The 16,929-nt window shown below is 72.0% G+C and carries 23 protein-coding genes; 6 read left to right on the forward strand and 17 right to left on the reverse strand.

What is annotated here, in order from left to right:
• Positions 1-112: 112 nt before the first annotated feature.
• The 17 genes from ABD363_RS15615 to ABD363_RS15695 form a co-directional block, all read right to left on the reverse strand.
• Positions 113-790, reverse strand: a complete 678-nt coding sequence (locus ABD363_RS15615) for a hypothetical protein (protein ID WP_344603766.1) — start codon at positions 788-790, stop codon at positions 113-115.
• A 287-nt stretch (positions 791-1,077) separates the two neighbouring features.
• Positions 1,078-2,103 carry a hypothetical protein gene (locus tag ABD363_RS15620; protein ID WP_344603768.1) on the reverse strand — a complete coding sequence of 342 codons (1,026 nt, stop codon included), beginning with the start codon at positions 2,101-2,103 and terminating at the stop codon, positions 1,078-1,080.
• Positions 2,104-2,234: 131 nt separating this feature from the next.
• On the reverse strand, positions 2,235-2,882 hold the full coding sequence (locus ABD363_RS15625) for a hypothetical protein (protein WP_344603770.1): 648 nt from the start codon (positions 2,880-2,882) through the stop codon (positions 2,235-2,237).
• Between the two features lie 49 nt (positions 2,883-2,931).
• Positions 2,932-3,375: a hypothetical protein gene (locus tag ABD363_RS15630; protein WP_344603772.1), complete on the reverse strand. Its 444-nt coding sequence runs from the start codon at positions 3,373-3,375 to the stop codon at positions 2,932-2,934.
• Between the two features lie 57 nt (positions 3,376-3,432).
• Positions 3,433-3,564, reverse strand: coding sequence for a hypothetical protein (locus tag ABD363_RS15635; RefSeq protein WP_344603773.1), 132 nt, complete (start codon positions 3,562-3,564; stop codon positions 3,433-3,435).
• Positions 3,565-3,591: 27 nt separating this feature from the next.
• Entirely contained in the window at positions 3,592-3,867 is a 276-nt protein-coding gene (locus ABD363_RS15640; protein WP_344603774.1) for a hypothetical protein, read from the reverse strand.
• A gap of 71 nt (positions 3,868-3,938) precedes the next feature.
• Entirely contained in the window at positions 3,939-4,859 is a 921-nt protein-coding gene (locus ABD363_RS15645; protein WP_344603776.1) for a hypothetical protein, read from the reverse strand.
• A 75-nt stretch (positions 4,860-4,934) separates the two neighbouring features.
• Positions 4,935-5,624 carry a hypothetical protein gene (locus tag ABD363_RS15650; protein ID WP_344603778.1) on the reverse strand — a complete coding sequence of 230 codons (690 nt, stop codon included), beginning with the start codon at positions 5,622-5,624 and terminating at the stop codon, positions 4,935-4,937.
• 229 nt (positions 5,625-5,853) lie between these two features.
• Entirely contained in the window at positions 5,854-6,429 is a 576-nt protein-coding gene (locus ABD363_RS15655) for a hypothetical protein (protein ID WP_344603780.1), read from the reverse strand.
• A gap of 72 nt (positions 6,430-6,501) precedes the next feature.
• Positions 6,502-7,599 carry a phosphoadenosine phosphosulfate reductase domain-containing protein gene (locus tag ABD363_RS15660; protein ID WP_344603782.1) on the reverse strand — a complete coding sequence of 366 codons (1,098 nt, stop codon included), beginning with the start codon at positions 7,597-7,599 and terminating at the stop codon, positions 6,502-6,504.
• Positions 7,600-7,685: 86 nt separating this feature from the next.
• Entirely contained in the window at positions 7,686-8,135 is a 450-nt protein-coding gene (locus ABD363_RS15665; RefSeq protein ID WP_344603784.1) for a hypothetical protein, read from the reverse strand.
• Between the two features lie 78 nt (positions 8,136-8,213).
• Positions 8,214-9,107 (reverse strand): hypothetical protein, encoded by an 894-nt coding sequence (locus tag ABD363_RS15670; RefSeq protein WP_344603786.1) that lies wholly within the window; start codon positions 9,105-9,107, stop codon positions 8,214-8,216.
• Between the two features lie 78 nt (positions 9,108-9,185).
• Entirely contained in the window at positions 9,186-9,491 is a 306-nt protein-coding gene (locus tag ABD363_RS15675) for a hypothetical protein (protein WP_344603788.1), read from the reverse strand.
• A 98-nt stretch (positions 9,492-9,589) separates the two neighbouring features.
• Positions 9,590-9,916, reverse strand: coding sequence for a hypothetical protein (locus ABD363_RS15680; RefSeq protein ID WP_344603790.1), 327 nt, complete (start codon positions 9,914-9,916; stop codon positions 9,590-9,592).
• A 96-nt stretch (positions 9,917-10,012) separates the two neighbouring features.
• Complete coding sequence (locus ABD363_RS15685; RefSeq protein ID WP_344603792.1) at positions 10,013-10,438, reverse strand: hypothetical protein; 426 nt, start codon at positions 10,436-10,438, stop codon at positions 10,013-10,015.
• Between the two features lie 382 nt (positions 10,439-10,820).
• On the reverse strand, positions 10,821-11,660 hold the full coding sequence (locus tag ABD363_RS15690) for a hypothetical protein (RefSeq protein ID WP_344603794.1): 840 nt from the start codon (positions 11,658-11,660) through the stop codon (positions 10,821-10,823).
• Between the two features lie 198 nt (positions 11,661-11,858).
• Positions 11,859-12,944, reverse strand: a complete 1,086-nt coding sequence (locus ABD363_RS15695) for a hypothetical protein (RefSeq protein ID WP_344603796.1) — start codon at positions 12,942-12,944, stop codon at positions 11,859-11,861.
• A 274-nt stretch (positions 12,945-13,218) separates the two neighbouring features.
• On the opposite strand from ABD363_RS15695, the gene ABD363_RS15700 reads away from it, so the two are divergent.
• From ABD363_RS15700 to ABD363_RS15725, 6 genes are all read left to right on the forward strand, one after another.
• A complete protein-coding gene (locus ABD363_RS15700; RefSeq protein WP_344603798.1) occupies positions 13,219-13,671 on the forward strand; it encodes a hypothetical protein in 453 nt (150 codons plus the stop codon).
• Positions 13,672-13,816: 145 nt separating this feature from the next.
• Positions 13,817-14,326 carry a hypothetical protein gene (locus ABD363_RS15705; RefSeq protein WP_344603800.1) on the forward strand — a complete coding sequence of 170 codons (510 nt, stop codon included), beginning with the start codon at positions 13,817-13,819 and terminating at the stop codon, positions 14,324-14,326.
• 94 nt (positions 14,327-14,420) lie between these two features.
• A complete protein-coding gene (locus tag ABD363_RS15710) occupies positions 14,421-14,780 on the forward strand; it encodes a hypothetical protein (RefSeq protein ID WP_344603802.1) in 360 nt (119 codons plus the stop codon).
• A 73-nt stretch (positions 14,781-14,853) separates the two neighbouring features.
• Positions 14,854-15,297 carry a hypothetical protein gene (locus ABD363_RS15715; protein WP_344603804.1) on the forward strand — a complete coding sequence of 148 codons (444 nt, stop codon included), beginning with the start codon at positions 14,854-14,856 and terminating at the stop codon, positions 15,295-15,297.
• A gap of 77 nt (positions 15,298-15,374) precedes the next feature.
• A complete protein-coding gene (locus tag ABD363_RS15720; protein WP_344603806.1) occupies positions 15,375-16,142 on the forward strand; it encodes a M48 family metallopeptidase in 768 nt (255 codons plus the stop codon).
• A 70-nt stretch (positions 16,143-16,212) separates the two neighbouring features.
• On the forward strand, positions 16,213-16,821 hold the full coding sequence (locus ABD363_RS15725; protein ID WP_344603808.1) for a hypothetical protein: 609 nt from the start codon (positions 16,213-16,215) through the stop codon (positions 16,819-16,821).
• The last annotated feature ends 108 nt before the right edge of the window (positions 16,822-16,929 follow it).

Consider the following 16,929-nt stretch of genomic DNA (forward strand, 5'->3'; position numbering starts at 1 on the left):
CCCGGGTGAGGATCGCAACGCAGCATCCACCGTGATGGGTGACAGTTGCTCACCAGCACAGATGGCCCCGGACTTCGGTCCGGGGCCATCGTGCATCACGGGTGCGAGCGCCTTACGCCGCGGCGGCCTCGGACCGCTCCAACTGCGCCTGGCCACGGCGCCACTCCCTGCACCCGGTCCCCCGGCAGGCCGGCCGCGGCGACGTCCCACCCGGCTTCCCGCGGTAGCCGCTGGCCGTGCTGCAGGCCGGGTCGGTCTGGCCCAGCACGCACAGGGACCACGCGGCCTCGTCCAGCTCCTCGGCGAAGGCCGCATCCCACGTCGCCCGGCCATAGACCTGGCCCAGGGTCACGCCGACCTCGGCCGCGGCCTCGGCCACGGGCGTGGCGTCGGCGACCAGGGCGACGAGCCGGTCCCGCTTCTCCTTCGGGAACGCCTCGTCGGCCAGGGCCCGCTTCCGCTCCTGGCTGTCGGCGCTGTGCGCCTGCACGCAGGTCGGGCACCGGCAGCCGACGCGGTACAGCGTCGACGGCGCGTAGCGCTCGTGGTCGAACCTCACCCGGATCGGGCGCGCGGCCAGGCGCAGCAACTGCTTGCCGGTCCAGGTGTAGGTGCGGCCGCCGCGGCGGTGGGGCTTCATGCGGCTGCCGGGGAGCCAGCCGTAGCGGGCCATCCCTGACACGCTGGAGGGGGCAAGCTCGAGCAGCTCGGCGAGCTGCCGGAGCGTGTAGACCTTCGCCGCGTCGATACGGTCGGCGTACTCGGCCAGGGGGTGAGGCTGAGCAGGCATACGGGGCACCTTTCATCCCTTCGACTTGACCCTGCATGCGCGGGGAGCACGCCCGAGCGGGCCTCACAGGAGGCACCGGGGCTATCCCCGCGCTGCGGGGAGCAGGAAGCCGCACCATGGCCGTGACAGGCTCAGGGCGGGCACCCCCGCGTCGGCGGGGACAGCACTCGACCGATCAGCTGAAGAGGTTCAGTGATTGGGTCACCCCCGCGTCGGCGGGGAGCAATGAGCCCACCATAGCGAACCGCCCGCGCGGCGGCGGGCGGTTCGGCGGAGCACGAGAGCTGTCAGGGCTGGGCGGCGATGGCTTCGCGGATGGTCTTCACGTCTGCGGCCGGGACGTCGAACGTGCCGATCGGGAAGCCGTACGGGGCCTGAGCCTCCCCGGCGGGGAACGCGTAGATCAGCTCGTCCGGTTGGTCCGGGCCGTACCCCACCTCGCTGAAGAACGCGTCGATCTCGGGGTGCGGCCCGTTCAGGAAGCTCACCTCTCGCCCCTGCTCGGCGAGGTTGGACAGCTCCACACCGGGCACCTCGTCGCCGACGCGGGCGTTCACCAGGACGATCTGCCCCGCATCGTCGGGAACCGGCCCTTCGCAGCAACCCGGGGCCGCCAGCCAGGCGTCCACGGTGGGCCGCGACTTCCCCGACCAGGCCGTCATGTTTGCTTTGAAGCCGCGGCGCAGCCTCTCGCCCTGTTCGCGCGCGGCGTTGCGCATCAGCCGGCCCAGGCTGTCCTTGGTCTGCTCCACCTGCGCCTCCAGCTCGGCCAGGCGCACGCCCTGCACCATCACCCGCTGCTCCGCGGTCAGCTTGGGGGGCCGGTGGGTGTCGAGGAAGGCCGCGAGTTCGCGGGCGGTCGCGTCCCAGTCCCGCACGATCGGGTCGAAGTTGACGTCCGCCTTGTTGCGCTTGAGGCCGCCGATGTGCGCGTCGGACAGGTAGTGACGGCGCAGCGCGGCGCGGTGCATCTCCTCGACGGTCTGCCCGAGCATGGCCGCCTGGCGCTCGGCCAGTTCCCCGGTGGGCACCGGCTCCTTCTCCAGCAGGGCCGGCCAAATCTCGTCCTCGGGCCGGAGCGGCGGCCAGTCCAGCTCACCCGCCTCGGCGATGACGTGCCAGTCGTACCGGGCCGAGTCCTCCTCCGTCCGGTCCGACGCGAGGACGGGGCACGCCCATGCCATCGTGAGGCTCGGCCTGATCAGCAAGGTTGCCGCCCACTTGGGGGTGGGGGAGGTGTGGCCGAGCCGGGCGTAGGCGAGGCGGAGTTGTTCCTGTGTCACGTAGTTCGCGGTGTATGCGATCTCTGTCATGTAAGACATCTTACCCTAACCGTAAAGCTCTTTACAGTATTTTGGGAGCCGTGCCGCCCGGCCGCCGCGCTTCCCCGCGGCCACCGGGCTCGTCGTCTCACCAGCGGCAGACCAGGGCACGGCCTGTGGGCTTACCGGTCACGGCGCGGCGTCCCGTCCTGCGCACCTCGGCGGCCGTGCAGTTCCGCACGGGCGGCCTCCCAGTCCTCGGCGCTGGGCGGCAGGATCTGCAGCGCACCAAGGACGGCCCGCAGGATCGTGCCCGGGTCGGCCCCCGGCTCGCCGGCGGCGTCCTCGATCGCGTGCCACGCCCGGTCATGCTCAGCCGGGGTGAGCACGTACGGCTTCCGCGCGCCTGCAGCGATGCGCTGCTGCGCGAACTGCGCGGTCGTGGCGAGCGCGTCGCGCAACTCCGGCAGCCGGCCGGTGAGGACGACGACGGGCACCGCGGCGGCCTCGTCGTCGTCGTTCGCCTGCCGGGTCACGGTGAACGTGGTCCAGGTGGCGCCCGGCGTCACGCTGAGGCTGTCGCCCGTGTGGTCGGTGGCGCGGTACTCGCTGCCGGTGTTGAGCGCGGCGTCGAGCTCGGCGACCTGCTCAATCGTCAGCCACACGGACACCTGGGCGCCGCCGTGGGCGAAGTTCTCGGCGTCGACCCACACGTACGGCTCACCGTTCCCGTCGACCGCGGTGTGCAGATTCAGACGGTGGTTCTGGCCGTCGGTGTAGCAGTACGGGTAGGTGAGCCGGCCGGAGTCGGCAGGGGTGGAGCTGGTCATCGTCTTCTCCTGGTGAACAGGGCGGGCGGAGTGAAGGGTGGCCTCGGGCTTACCGGCCACGGTGCGGCGTCCGGTACTGGTGCTTGATGAGCCCGCGGCGGTGCGGGAGGGCCTCGGCGACGACCGCGGCCCAGTCGACGGCCTGGTGCCGCATCTCGGCCTCCGGCGACCGCTTCCAGTCCGGCGCCCCCGTGTGCTCTTGAAGCAGGGCCTCGGCGAGGCACTCGCCGCACACCCCGGTGACCTCGCTCTGGTACCGAAGCAGGTTCTCCTTCCGGTCCGGGTGCAGCTCCATGTGACGCCAGGACGCCTCAACGAGGAGACGCCGCCAGTCCACGGCCACGGCGACCCGCTCGAGGATCGCGGCCATCGCCTCCGTGACCGCCTCGTACGGCTCGACAGGCATGGTGGCGATCTCACCGAACGAGTAGTGATGGTTCGGACCGATGACGTCCTCGCGGAGCGACCGGACGACGGCAAGCTGGTTAGGCACGGGGGTGTTCCATTCTCGGGACGGCCGCGGGCGTACGCCGCGGCGATGGGCGGGCGGTCAGGCGGGACGAGGGACGGACAGGCTGAGGAGCTCGAGCAGCCACGGCCGGCGGCGGGCGTACTCGGTGCGGTCGACGGTCCAGCGGCGGCTGTTCGGCTTGCGGCGGCGGGGCGTGACGGTCCATCGCATGGCGGTGCCTCTCTGGGCGTGGGGTGATCAAGCGGCTTCGGCGTCGGTCGGGTCGGGTACGAGACGCAGATGACGCGGGCGGGCGGCGCGCTTGCGCTCGCGGCTGCGCTCCCGCTTGCGCTCCGAGTCCTTGTCCGGCAGGTGCCACCCGCGCTGTGCCTCCTCCAGAGCGGCGCGGCGCGCGGCCTGCTGCTCCGGCGTCGACGTCGCGGCCGACGTCTTGCGCGCCTGGCTGTCGACGTCCGGACCGCCGAACTTGCCGGTCGGGATGGCCTCGGCCATAAGGCGCTCGTACGGCGTCATCTCGCAACTCCTGCCGGGTCTCGGGCGGGTGAGGAGCGGGCCGGGCGCGCGGGGCGCCCGGCCGGGATGGGCTACTTGGTGGGCGTGCCGCCGGTACCGCACTCGCACTTGTGGGCGCAGCGCGCGCAGTCCTCGCAGACCTGGTGCGGGCAGCAGCCGCACGGCAGGCGGCGGGTGGGCGGCAGGTTGCAGCGGTGAGCGCTCCCGCCGTCGAGCGCGGCCTCCAACTCGTCGTCGGTCTGCTTCTTGAAGGCGAGCGCCTTGATACAGGCCAGGCACGTCACCTCGGCGTCGGGGTCCTCGAGGCTGGACTCCATGTCGCGCGGGAAGTACACCCCGCACGCGCCGATGTCGCCGATGCCGTCGTGCATCTGCCTGGTGGCGTGCACAGCGCGGCCGCGGGTCCCCTTCTTCCGGCTCGGGTAGCCGTGGGGGTCGGCCTGGCGCTCGAGCTCGGCCAGGGCCTGGCGCACGGCGTCGGCGTCGGAGTCGCTGCGGATTCCGACGGCGCGCAGCGATCGGCACGGCCACGGCACTTGACCACCGATGGTGTGCTCGCTGCTCCGGCACTCCGGCCGGTGGCCCCTGCAGAGCTTCGGCGGGGCGCAGCACCCGTGCCGGGGGTTGTCGGTCCTCGGGTGCAGGGCGAGCATCGCGCCCTGGAGGCGCAGCATGCCCACCGCGGCGGCGGCCCGGACGGCGTCCTCGTGGGCGTCGAGGAGCGCCTTCGCCTCCTCGTGCCACATGCGCCCGCCGGCCCCGGGGGCGACGAGCTGGTTGAAGATCGGGCGCCGGGTGTCCTTCACGCTCGGGTCGGGGGCCTGCCCGCCCAGCGCGTCGGCCTCGCCGTCCAGCCGCAGCGCGGAAACGAGGATGGCGTCATGGGTCTTGGGGTCCGCCGTGCTCGGCAGCTCCAGCTCCGTGCGGCGCAGGTACCGCGCGGCCCGGCGCAGGGCAGGGATGTCCCTCGGGGTGAAGTCGACGGAGTCCATCGGTGTCCTTCCATGGACGTGGGTTGCGGAAGATGCCGGGGCGCATGGGGGAACGTCGCGCCCCGGCAACCTGTGTCAGGACAGGCGGGAGCCGGTGAACGCGGCGAGGTAGGCGGCGATCTCCTCGGCGACCTGGACGGAGTCGGTCACGCAGTCCACCGACGCGGTGCCGGGGTGCTCCAGGAGCGCGTCCCCGATCGGCTCCCCGTTGGCGGAGTGCCGCCACACCGTCCAACCCCGGTGCTCCGCGGCCGGGTGGTCGATGGTCGCGTCGTCGCTGCCGGAGATGGTCAGGTACTCCGTGCCGTCGGCCGCGGCCGCGGCCGCGGGCAGCGGCACGACGTAGCACGACACGTCAGGCTTGGCGGTGATCCCGTACGTCTCCAGCGCGTCCAGCAGCACACCGTCAGCGGTGGCGGCCGGGGGCGCGGTGAGGTAGTCCGCGATGAACGCGGCGCACTGGGTGGTGTCGGTGGCCGGGTCGGTCCGCTTGCCGGTGAACACGGGCGCCTCGGTACGGCCGTTGTTGAAGTTCACGCGCCAGGTGGCAGCCCGGCCCTCCAAGGGCTCGTCGACGAACAGCGCGTCCTTTTCCCAGTCGTAGACGTAGGCGACCAGGTGCGGCGTGCCGATGCCGGGAAAGTCGTCGCCGTCCAGGTTGATGAGCAGCCAGGAGTTACCGGCGTCTTCGTCGTGGTGGACGGTCACGCCCCACTCGGCAAGCGCGTCGGCCATCTGCTGGCCGGCGCTGCCGGGGGCGAGCATCGACGCGGGACGCGATCCCGTGGGATATGCATTCTCTGAAAGTGCGGGAATGCCGGAAAGGACAGCAGAAGACATAGGGGTTTCCTCGCTTTGTGGTCCGTCGGTGGTTGCTCTCCACCAACACATGAAATGGTACACCCATAAGAATGCTTGGGGTAGGGGGACGTCAGAAACAGAAGCGGGGGCCGTCCACCAGGACGATCCCCGCCGTACGCTCCAGCCGGTCCGTCTACGGGCCCACCGGCGTCAGGATCACCGCGGGCCGGCCGTCGTCGTAGCGCAGCCGCAGCGTCCGCCCGTCCGCGTGCCGGTCCAGCCGCACCCCGTGCACAGCGAGCACCTCGGCCACCTTCTGCGCCACCTGGTCCCCGGGCACGGCCTGGCCCTCGTCGACGTCGCCGACCGTGACCCGGTAGGTCACGCCCTGGTCGACGATCTGGGCCGCCATACCGGTGCGCTGGTGCTCCGCATACATCGGCTGTCCCACGGCCTCCCGTACCCACTCGCGCGGTGGCAGGGCGGGCAGGCTGAGGATCTCCGGCCAGCCGTCGGCCAGCCAGATGGTGGTGTTTTTCACGGGCCCGCGCTTCCGCCGGGCGGGTGTGCCGTCCATGCGGAGCCGGTCACCAGTCACCCACACCACGCCGGACGCCGAGTCGGGCGACATGCGGGCGTCGGTCACGCGGAGCTGGTACGGCCGGCTGTTCGGGATCCCCGACAGGGCCTCCGTCACCGTGATGGTCCGGCCCACCAGGGCGCGCACCGCCTCCGGCCGCTCGTCGAGGTCCTCGGGCTGCTCGGTCATCGTCGTCTCCATCAGGAAGAGGGGGGGCAGTCTGCCCGCGCCGGACCGGGCCCGGCGCGGGCATGGTGCGAATCAGGCGGCCACGCCGTACAACGCGGTCCGGCGGGCGCGGTACTTGCTCGTCACGGCCCGCCCGACGTGCTCGGCCATCGCTGTACCGACCGGCGGCCGCGCGGCGGGGCCCTCGGCCGCCTCTAGGGCCTGAGCGCGCCGGATGATCTCCGCCATGCTCAGCCCCTTCTTGAAGTCGGCCCCCACGGTGATCTCCATCCGGGCGTACGCCTCGGCGAGCTCCGGCACGCGCCGCGCACCGTTCACCAGGTCGCTGTTGCACCCGAGGACACAGAAAACGCAGCTCAGGCGCCGGTTTGACCAGTCATACGCCGGGTGGTACGGCAGACGGGAACGGGCGATCTCCCGCCACACCTTCCGGTCGCTCCACGCGTGGATGGGCCGCCAGGTGGTGACGTGCCGCTTCCCGTTGCTCGCCCCGCGGTTGATCTCCACCTCGGCGAGCTTCGCCCGCTGGTTGCTCTCCGCGGCGCGTTGCCCGATGCACTCCAGGATGCGCACCGGGCGGCCCAGATGCGCGAGCTCCGCGACCAGCCGCGTGTAGAGGGTCCGGATCGGGCCCCGCTTCACGTCCGGGGTGCACCAGCGCGCTGAACTCGACGGCCAGGCCGGCGGGACCTTCACCGTGGCCGGGTCCTCGCCCCGCTCGAGGGCCTCCTGCTGCGCCTTCGCCTTGAGTTTGCCGTAGCGGATCTCGACGCGGTCGAGGAGATCGGCGCCGGACGCCTGGACCACCTCGAACCGGCGGACCCCGGCCAGGCGCGCCTGGAGCTCGGCGAGCTCGCGGGTACCCGCCCACTCGACCCGGCCCAGGTCCGCGTGAACGACGACGACCTTGTCCAGCATCCCCAGGGCCCGCGCACGCTGGACGACGTACGAGAGCATGGCCTGCGAATCCTTCCCGCCCGAACTCGATATGACCACCCAGTCCGCATCCCGGATCAGCTCGTCCGGCACGGTCGTCCACGGGCTGAGCGGCACCGACGGGTGCACGGCCCGTATCTTCCGCTTCGGCTTGGGCTTCGCCGGCGCGGCGGCCGCCGGGGCTTCCTGGAGGGTCTGGATGTCAGGGAGGTCGAACAGGGTCGCGGTCTGCATGGCGGGATCCTCGAGAGCGTGGCAGGGGCGGAGAGCGGGGCAGCGGGCCCGGGGCGCAGCGCGGGAGCTGCGCCCCGGGTGGATGGTCAGCGGTACCAGTGGCCGAACTGGTTGCGGGCGGTCACGTACATCTCCGCGTGCTCCTTGTCGCGCCACTCGGACGGAGGCAGCTCGTAGCGGACGACTGCGCCGAACCGGCAGGTGGATACGACGGTCGCAGTTCCGGTGTCCACGACGGTGATCACGTCGCCGGGCTCGAGCCCCAGGTAGTCCGGCGTGGGCACGCTGGCCTCGGTCCGCCACCAGGCGTACCACGCCTTCGGCTCCGACGGGGACGGCGGGAGCGGGGGGAACTGGTCGCCGGGCCGGTGGTCGACGACCGCGGCCGTGTTCGCCTTCGGGCTGTAGAGGTGATCCCGGTCGTACGCGGCCGGGACGCTCGAGACGGGCAGCTCTCCCAACGGGAGCGGCACACGGCGGGGCTGGGCGGCCGGCTCCAGGGCGGTCGGGACGTTGAACAGGGCGATGGTCTGCATGGCTGGCCTTTCGTGGGTTGAAACGGTCGGCGGAGGGCCGGGGCGCAGCGGGGGAGCCGCGCCCCGGCGGGTGTGTGGCTAGCTCAAGAAGCGGTCGACGGCCTCACCCGGGGTGAGCTCCTCACCTCCGGGGAGGACCCAGCGCAGGGCACCCGCCGCGCGGCTGTACTTCATCCCGCCCGGGACTCCGGCCGCCTCGAGCCGGGACGGGATCGACCGGCCGACGTACTCGGAGCGGACCGTGTCGGCGCGGCGGGCCGGGGCAGCGGCCGGAACCGTCCGAGTAGGCTCCACGACGGCCGGGGCCGGGGAGAAGCGGGGCGCCCCGCGCAGCTCCCCGACGGGGACGGACAGTTCCGAGGTACGCAGACGGCGCACGGCGAACCCCTTGTCCCGGCGGACCGCCGCGACGACCGCCGGGTGACGCTCGGCCGCCTTCCGCGCCCGGGGGTCGTCCTCGGCCTGCACGCGGGTGAGCTCCGCGCCCTGGGCGTCCGTGATCGTCCACCAGTCGGTGATCTCGCCCTCGGGCTCCGGCGGCAGCTCGGGCAGCTCCTCCAGCGCGGTGAGCGGTGCACGGACCGGCGCGCCGCCCTGCTTCATGCTGAGCACCTCGACGGTGCCCTCCTGGTCGGGTCCGGAGGTCACGACGACGACGTCCCGCGCCGTGGCGCCTTCGGGGGTGAAGAAGGCCGCGGCACCGATGGGGTACTTCTGGGCGAGCTGCGCGGTGAGTGCCCGCTGGGCCGCGTTCACGCCGTGGTGGGTGAGCACGAAGTCCCGGACGCTCGACTCGATGAACGAGGCGCTGCTGTCGAGCCGGCGGGGCCGGACCCACTGGCGCAGGCGCATGATGTCGACCGTGCGGGTCTTGGCGTCGGACGGGATGCGGCGCTGGGAGTCATCGAGCGCGGCGATCAGAAGGCGGGCCTGGTAGGCGGTCGGGGTGGCGTCCCAAGCGGCACGGGGCATGACGGGGTTCTCCTCGGTGAAGTCGGATGGTCTGGGGAGGTGCCGGGGCGCAACACGGAGCGCGCCCCGGCGGAGGCGTTAGAGGCCGTAGCGGGCGCGGTACCGGGCTGCGCGGGCCTGGATCGCGGTGTTGACCTGGGCGGGGGCGAGTCCGCCGCGGATGAGGTTGACGAACTCCGGCCAACCCATGACCAGCTCGCGGAACTCCCACTCCGCAGGGTCGTCTCCGGGCCGGTACGAGGTCCGCCGGTTGGGGTCTCCCCAGATGACGGCGCCGGCGCGGTCACCAGCGGTCGGCATCCAGAAGGCGACGGGGACGGGGTTGGTAGTGAGCTGTCCGGCAAGGACGGTGATCAGGTGGCCCAGGGCGGCATCAGGGGTCACTGGGGCGCTCCGATGGCGTGAGTGCGGTTGAAGGGTGCCGGGGCGCGGTGGGGGCACGCCCCGTCCAGCGGGGAGCTGTTACGCGGGATGGCGGACGCTCAACGCCACATATCCGGCCCGGTGCACGTGCACTCGGCACGTCGGGCCAGCAGCGCGCCGATCTCCGCCCAGGCGTCGTCACGCTCCCTCGTGAGGGCTGCGCGCCGGGCGTTACGCTCCTCCGGGTAGGCGGCCCAGTAGCGGGCCTCAACGCGGTCGCTGGTCATCGAGCGCAGCGCGTTGTTCGCTCGGAGCTGGGCCTGCTCGGCGCGGAAGATGGCGCGCGCGGTGATCCAGGCGAAGCAGGTAGGGGCATCGGGCTCCTGCATCCAGGACCGGCGGCATTCCGGGTAGGTGGGGCGCTCGATGGCGGGGGCGGTGCTCACGGGCGGGTCTCCTCGGTGAACGTGCGGTGAGATGGGGGAGGGTGCCGGGGCGCGGCGCGTACGGTCTCGCCCCGGCGAGAGAGGGACCAGACCCGGTCAGATGACGTCGGTGACGTCGTAGAAGCTGGCCAGACCGCGCGTGAACCGCTTCACGGACATGGGGAGTGCCGGGTGCGCGAACTCTGCCCGGACGGTCTCCTCGTAGGCCTTCTCGGCCACGGCGCGGAGCGTGTGGTCGATGACCACACGGGTGCGCAGGGACCAGTAGTCGACGGCGTACCGGTAGGTGAGCGAGACGGGGTCGGTGTACGTGAGGAACCGGATGCTCAGCCGCGTACTGCCGTTGTTGGCGTCGATGCGGCTTTCGCGGAGCTGATCGGCGTGCATGAGGTAGTGCCGGTACGCCTGGCGCTTCTCCCTGGGGATGCTGCACTGCTCGGGGTCGGGGTGCAGAACCATCCGCATCTGCCCGTACTGGGCCAGGAGTTGCTGCAAGGGCTTCATGGCAAGGGCAGCGTCCATGGGGGCGTTCCTCTCTTCGTGGTCTTGGCGGGTGCTCTCCCGCCAACACAGAGAATAGTATACCCACGTAAATCATGTCTAGGCTTTCCCTGGTGAAAGTTGAGATTGCGCCTGTTGATTCACTAGGGGTGTCCATGTATCAAGTAATCAGGAAGACATCCCCGATGACTCGCGCCCGGTGGATGATCGGCGCCCCGCCCGTCAGCCGGCGCGGCTGAGGAACGGGCCGAAGCGGCGGCGGGGGAGGGCCGGTCGAACAGGGGGACGACGCGGATGTCCTCTCCTTCGTGGTGCGGCGGTGCTCTCCGCCGCAGGGGGACCGGTCCGCGCGGCGCGGACCGGCCAACCGGGGCCGCTCGATCGGACGGCCCCGAAAGCGGCATCACTGCTGTGCGAGGGCCTGCGCCTTGAGGACGGGCGCGGCGTTCCGGCCGGAGCCGAAGAGGCCGGCGGGGACGTAGAGCATCGAGCCCAGGCCGATGATCCCCTCAGCGCCCACAGGGAACGGCGTAACGCCGGTGCGCCCCAGGGTCTTGATCATCTCAGCTACGTACTGGGCGGTGACCTCCTGTCCCGCCATCGTGTATCCCGACTGCTGCTCGGCGATCACCACGCGGTACGTCCGGCCCGGAACGGGCGCCACGCCGGCCGCACCCTCCCGCCCGCCGGTAACCGGCACGTACCGGCGGTTGTCGACGCACACGGCCCTCTCGTCGTCCTGGTGGACGAGCCACCCGCGGGCCCGCCGGTTGTTCACGATGCGGCGCACGGTCGCGGCCGGGATGCCCTTGTACCGCAACTTCCCGTCGATGTAGAGCGCGTGCGGGGCCGGTACGACGTCTTCCGGCAGGGGCGCGGCCTCACGGGCGTACCGGGCAGCATCGTGCCCCAGACGCCGCACACCTTCCTCGACCAGGGCCAGGGTGCGCACCTTCTGGGAGCTGCCCCCGCTCCACGCCGTGGCCTCCAGCATGCGGCCCCGGGCGCCCTTCCAGTGACTCTTGGCCCACACCACCGTCAGGGTGTCGTCCTCGATGGCCCGTCCCAGCTCCGTACCGGCGTACGCCACAGGGACCCTCATCCCAAACCGCACCGTGAACCGGGTCTGCGCCGCCTCCTCCTGCCGCTCCACCGTCACGGCCAGATCGAACGCACGCGCCAACGAGATGATCTCGTCAGCGACCTTGATACCGGTCCTCAGCGCATCGACCGCAGACGCCATTGGGTGCTCCTCACTTCGTGGTCCATCCGGCGTGCTCTCGCCGGAACTACGCCGCACACAAGCGGCTTACGTCGCCGCCGGGACGGGCCCGGCAGACGCGGTTTCCGTACTTTCTGGACCGTCCACACGCGCGCGGGCGCGTATGGGGCCCGGGGGCGCCGCCCGACCCGTTCGGCCGGGCGGCACCCCCGAGGGGGGCTAGCGCGTGGCGGGGAACGGCTGGAGCCAGTACGACGTCTTGGCGTCCGTCGGCTCGATCTTCACGCCACCCTCGGTGGACGGGTAGACCTTCGCGCCAGCGTTCAGATGCTCAGTGATCAGGTTCAGCGCAGACTCGCGGAACACGGTGCGGCACGGCGCGCCCTGACCCGGCGTGAAGTCGTGGCGGATCCACTTTGCGCCGGGCCCGAGGATGTTGGCGGCCTTCTCCTCGGCGGTGGCCGGCGGCCACACCAGCAGGTGCAGAACGCGGCGGGTCTGCGTGTTGGACGATGCGACGTGGTAGACCTTCCAGCCCGCCGCGCGGAGCGTCGCGGCGTAGGCGTCGAGGGCCTTGTTCCGGGCGGTGCGCTCCTCGGTACGGCGCTGGGCGTTGCGGCGGGCCGTGGCGGATTCCTCGGCCCAGCCATTGGCCAGGTAGGACACGCGGCTGCCCGTGTTGCCCTGGCCTCCCTCGGGGGTGACGAAGGCCCCGTCAATGTTGGCGCCCCCGGTCCGCAGGGCGAGAGAGCCGAGGGTGTGGCCGGCGGCCTTGAGTACGGCCAGGGCGGCGGTGACGTCCTGGTTGTTGGTGAACCAGGGGGCGGTGCCGGTGACGCGGGGGTCGGGGCGCAGTTCCCGGGGGCGGCACGGCCGGACGCCGTCGGGGCCGTGCTGGTCGGGGTTGGCGGCGCGGACGTTGTAGTGCGTGCCCGTCCAGTTCACGACGGTGCCCGCGTACTCGGGGAGGATGCGGTACTTGCGGGCCGTCGGGTTGTAGACCTCGGGGCGGACGATGACCGTGTCGCCGGGAGCGTACTGCTCAGCCTCGGGCTTCCAGTCGGCGTTCTCCTGAGCCGTGGCCGGGCGCAGCTCCACAACGCCCCGATTGTCGCGGTACTCGATACGGGCGCGGGACCCGATGGCCGACATGGTGCGGACGGCCTTCTTGCCCGGCAACATCATCGCGTTGTTGATCTCGGCCAGGGCCTTACGGGTCTCGATGCGCTCGGGGGTGCCGCCGTTGACGGTACGCATGTGGAAGCGGTCGGCCGGCTGCGCCTTGCCGGTCTGGTTCGTGGCCATCGGGTGCTCCTTCGTTCGTGGTCCGGTCGGGGATGCTCGCCCCGGCTTCGCCTTGTGGCGTGCCCTGACCGTACAGCCACACCGGCAGAATATGCAACCCACCTAAATCAATGAGGTGTGACGCTCAGAGTTTATGGCTTCTGACCTGCGCATTTTTAAAAATTTCGACAGTGGGTGTTGCGCAGGGTTCATGTTGGGGTACTGTCTTCTCCAGCGGTTCGCCCCGCTGGCCCCGGAGAGCACCGGGACCCGACCACGAAGCGAGGAACACCAGATGGCCACTGCCACCATGCCGACTCTCACCGTCGCCGACGTCACCCCGACCACCGACCACATGGGCCGCGTGTACGCCGTCATCCCCGACGACGTCGCCCGCCTCCTGGCCGCCGCCGCCCTCGAAGGCGTGGGCCTGAACGCTCGCGGCTACTTCCCGCAGGAGTCGGTCGCGCACCCGGCCGACTCCTGGGCCGCCGCCACCGTCCGCACGATCTTCGACGCGCTGCTGGCCTCCCCGGTCGTCACCGACGACGTGCACCAGTGGGGCCTCAGCCAGTACCGCACATGGGACGGCGGCACCTTCCACGGCTTCATCGTCGGCGAGTCCGGATGGGACGCGAACACCCGCTGGTGGCGCGACTACGACCACACCGGCGACCTGCGTGTCCGGGGCAACGCCACCATCGCCCCCCGCTCCCGCCGCCACCTCGCCGGTACCTGCACCTTCTGACAGACCCGCACCGCCCGCCGCCACCCCCACGGCGGGCGGTGCACCCCGCCCCCGAACCGGCCCGGCCGGCGCGGGCGCAGGGCGCACCGCCCCACCGGCCCCGGAGAGCACCGGGACCCCCGACCACGAACGAAGGAACACCCCCATGCGTCGCTTCCCGCACATCCTGGCCCGCCGCCCCCGCGCGGCGTCGGTCCTCGCCGCCGGCGCCGCCGTGCTCATCCTCGGCACCCTGGGCACCCTCGGCGCCTCCGACGCCACCCCGGCGGACTTCCTGCCCGAGACCGACCGCAACGCGGCCGACACCGCGTATAGCGAAGGCTGGACCGACGGGCGCGCGGACCTCATGGGCGACGACAACCGAGACGGCATCGTCGACGAGGACGAAACCGGATGGGACTGCGCCACGATGGGCAACCGCCAGTGCGGCCCCGACGTCCCGCCGCAGTGCCGGGGCGAAGTCGAATACGCCGACCTGTGCACGACCGTAGCCAAGCGCGAGGCGTACGCCTACACCGACGCGGACGGCACCCCGCACGCCGTCCCGGCCGGCCGGAAGCTGATCGCCCGCATCAACGCCGTGCCGGGTACGGAGGAGTTCGCCGCCGCCCTGTTCGCCATCGACACCCAGTGGGCCCAGCACAACCAGCCGTGAGCCGGCCGCCGCGCCACTGAATCCCCACAGCTCCCCGCCGGGGCGTACCGACCGCGCCCCGGCTCCCGCACCGCACGAGAGGAACCACCACCCCATGAGCAACACGCCGTTCCCCACCTGGACGCCGCAGACCCGCACGAACGGCGCGGGCCACTTCACCCGCGAACAGTGGGCCATCGTCGACTCCGAGACCGCGAACGAGCGTCAGGCCCGCGTCGAGGAGCTGCGCGCAGCCGTGGCCGCAGCGGAGCGGGAGGGACGCGCGACCGTCCGCCTGCTCCACAGCGCCCTGAACCGCGCCGCCCACGTCGCCGAGTGGGCCCTCACCCACTGCACCAACTCCGGGATGCGGCGAACGGAGTGCACCACCTGCGACCACACCCGGCAGCTCCGCATGATGGCGGACCAGGAGCGCGCCCCCTTCACCCCCGCTCAGGCCGCCCGCACCGCCTGACACACCCCACCCATCCCGCCGGGGCGCCCATGCCGCGCCCTGGCCCCGCACAGCACACGAGAGGACCGACCGCATGGCCCGGAAGATGAGCGCCACCGAACGAGCCGCCCGCGACGTTGTGAACAAGTACGTCCGCGACGGCCTGATGGAGCGCGGGCAGGCCAACGCCGCGATCCGCGACGGACTGCACATCGCTGAAACGACCGTCCGCCGCGAGTACGTCGAGAACGGGTGGGGCTCCGCCCTGTACTACGGGCAGAAGGTCGCCGCGGCCCGTGAGGAGTTCGACGCCGCAACGGGCATGATCGACCGCCGGATGAAGGCCGGGCGTCTGCTGGCCGCTGAGATTTTCGCGGCCGTGTTCGCCGTCGTGGAGGCCGAGGAGGGCCCCCGCAAGGACTCGGAGCGGCTCACGCCGGACCAGGCCGAGGACGTCATGGCCACCGTGCGCGACACCGCCCGCGATGTGCGAGAGGAGGCGGCCGCCCCCCGCCGCAGGTTCACCGCCGCCGCCTGACAGTTCCCCGCCCGCCGGGGCGCAGCACCGCACCGCTGCGCCCCGGCCCCCTGCACCCAGACAGGAGACCCGGCCCCGTGCCCACCGCAGAGCAGATATCCGCCGCCGTCGCCGCTGACGGCATCCTCGACGGCTTCACCCTCGCCGTCCGAATCAGCAGCCGCCGCCGCACGCTCGGCGTAACCGTCGAGCCCGGCGGTACCACCCTGACCATCGCCGTCCCGGCCGCCCTCGACACCCAACACGTCATTGCCGGACTGCACCGGATACGGCCGAGGATTGCCGGGCACGTCGTCAAGGCCCGCGAGAACGCCCCCGACTTCCACGTACCCGCCCTGACCGACGGGGCAGGGTTCACCTGGCTTGGCCGGTCCCTGCGTCTGCGGACCCTCGACGGCCGCGCCCCGGCCGCCCGCGACGGGGAACGCCTCACCATCGGCCGTGACCTCCTGGCACGCGACGGGGCGAAGCCGATCATCCGTTGGTACTGCGAGCAGGGCACGGCGTGGCTGGAGCAGGAAGCGCCGGCGCTGTGGTCCCGGCTGATGCCGCCGGGCACCCCGCCGCCCGAGCTGCGCGTCGCCGACATCGGCCGGAAGCGCTGGGGGAAGTACGAGCCCGCCCGGCACCGGGTGACGTTGGCCTGGCAGACGATGCAGCTCCGGCCGTCCCTCGCCCGCTACGTGCTGGGGCACGAGCTGGCCCACGCCACCCGGCCCGCCGGAGCCGCGCACGGCCCTGAGTTCTGGCGCGTCACGGAACGCGTGATCCCCCTCGCCCGCGAGGAACAGCGCCGCCTCGCCCGGGAGGGCCGCACCGTCTGGATGGGCGACACCCGCCCCTGACCCGCCTACCGCCCGCCGGGGGCGCCCCGCGTTGCGCCCCCGGCCCAGACCGCTCCCGGAGGAACCCGCCATGTCCCGCGTCTACAAGGGCGCCGTCCTGGTGCGCACCGCGTCCGTCACCACGACCGACGGTATCCGCCTCGACCTGGAGCACTACCGGTACACCACCGAAAGCCACCGGGCCGCAGTCGCACACCGGGAGTGGATCACGCATACCAAGTACGTGGACGGCGCCCGCGTCTACCACTCTGCGGAAGCCTTCACCGGCCGCCGGCTCGACCGGCTGAACGCCGAATGGGACGAGTCCGTGAGTGCCATGAAGGAAGCCGGACCCGTCACCCTCACGCAGCACTCCAACGACCCGCAGTCGTGCCGCTGGCTCAGCCGGCGCGACCGCCACGCCGACCACCCGTTTCAGGTCGTACAGACAGGAGAGACCGCCTTGACCACTGCCGCCGATTCCCAGGGCCGCAACTGGGCCACCATGCGCCGCTCCGACTTCGAGGAGGGCGCGCCGCTCGCCCTGGTGGACGACAGCGAGGTGGCGCGCCCCGTACCGGCCGTGGCGCACGCGAACGGCACCGAAGCGCTGTTCGGGGACGAGCCGGCCGCGCCCCGCGCCCCGCGCCCCCGCCGGTCCGCCCCAGCACCGGCCCCTGCCGCAGATGCCCTGTTCTGACCGCCCAGAACGGTAACCCGAAACGAATAAGCCTGCCCGCGCCGGATGAAATAAGGGGCGGTTCTACCTGCGGAAATGCTGGTTCATCCACCGCCCCGCTTCCCATCT

The sequence above is a fragment of the Streptomyces glaucus genome (genome assembly GCF_039533365.1).
Classification (GTDB): domain Bacteria; phylum Actinomycetota; class Actinomycetes; order Streptomycetales; family Streptomycetaceae; genus Streptomyces; species Streptomyces glaucus.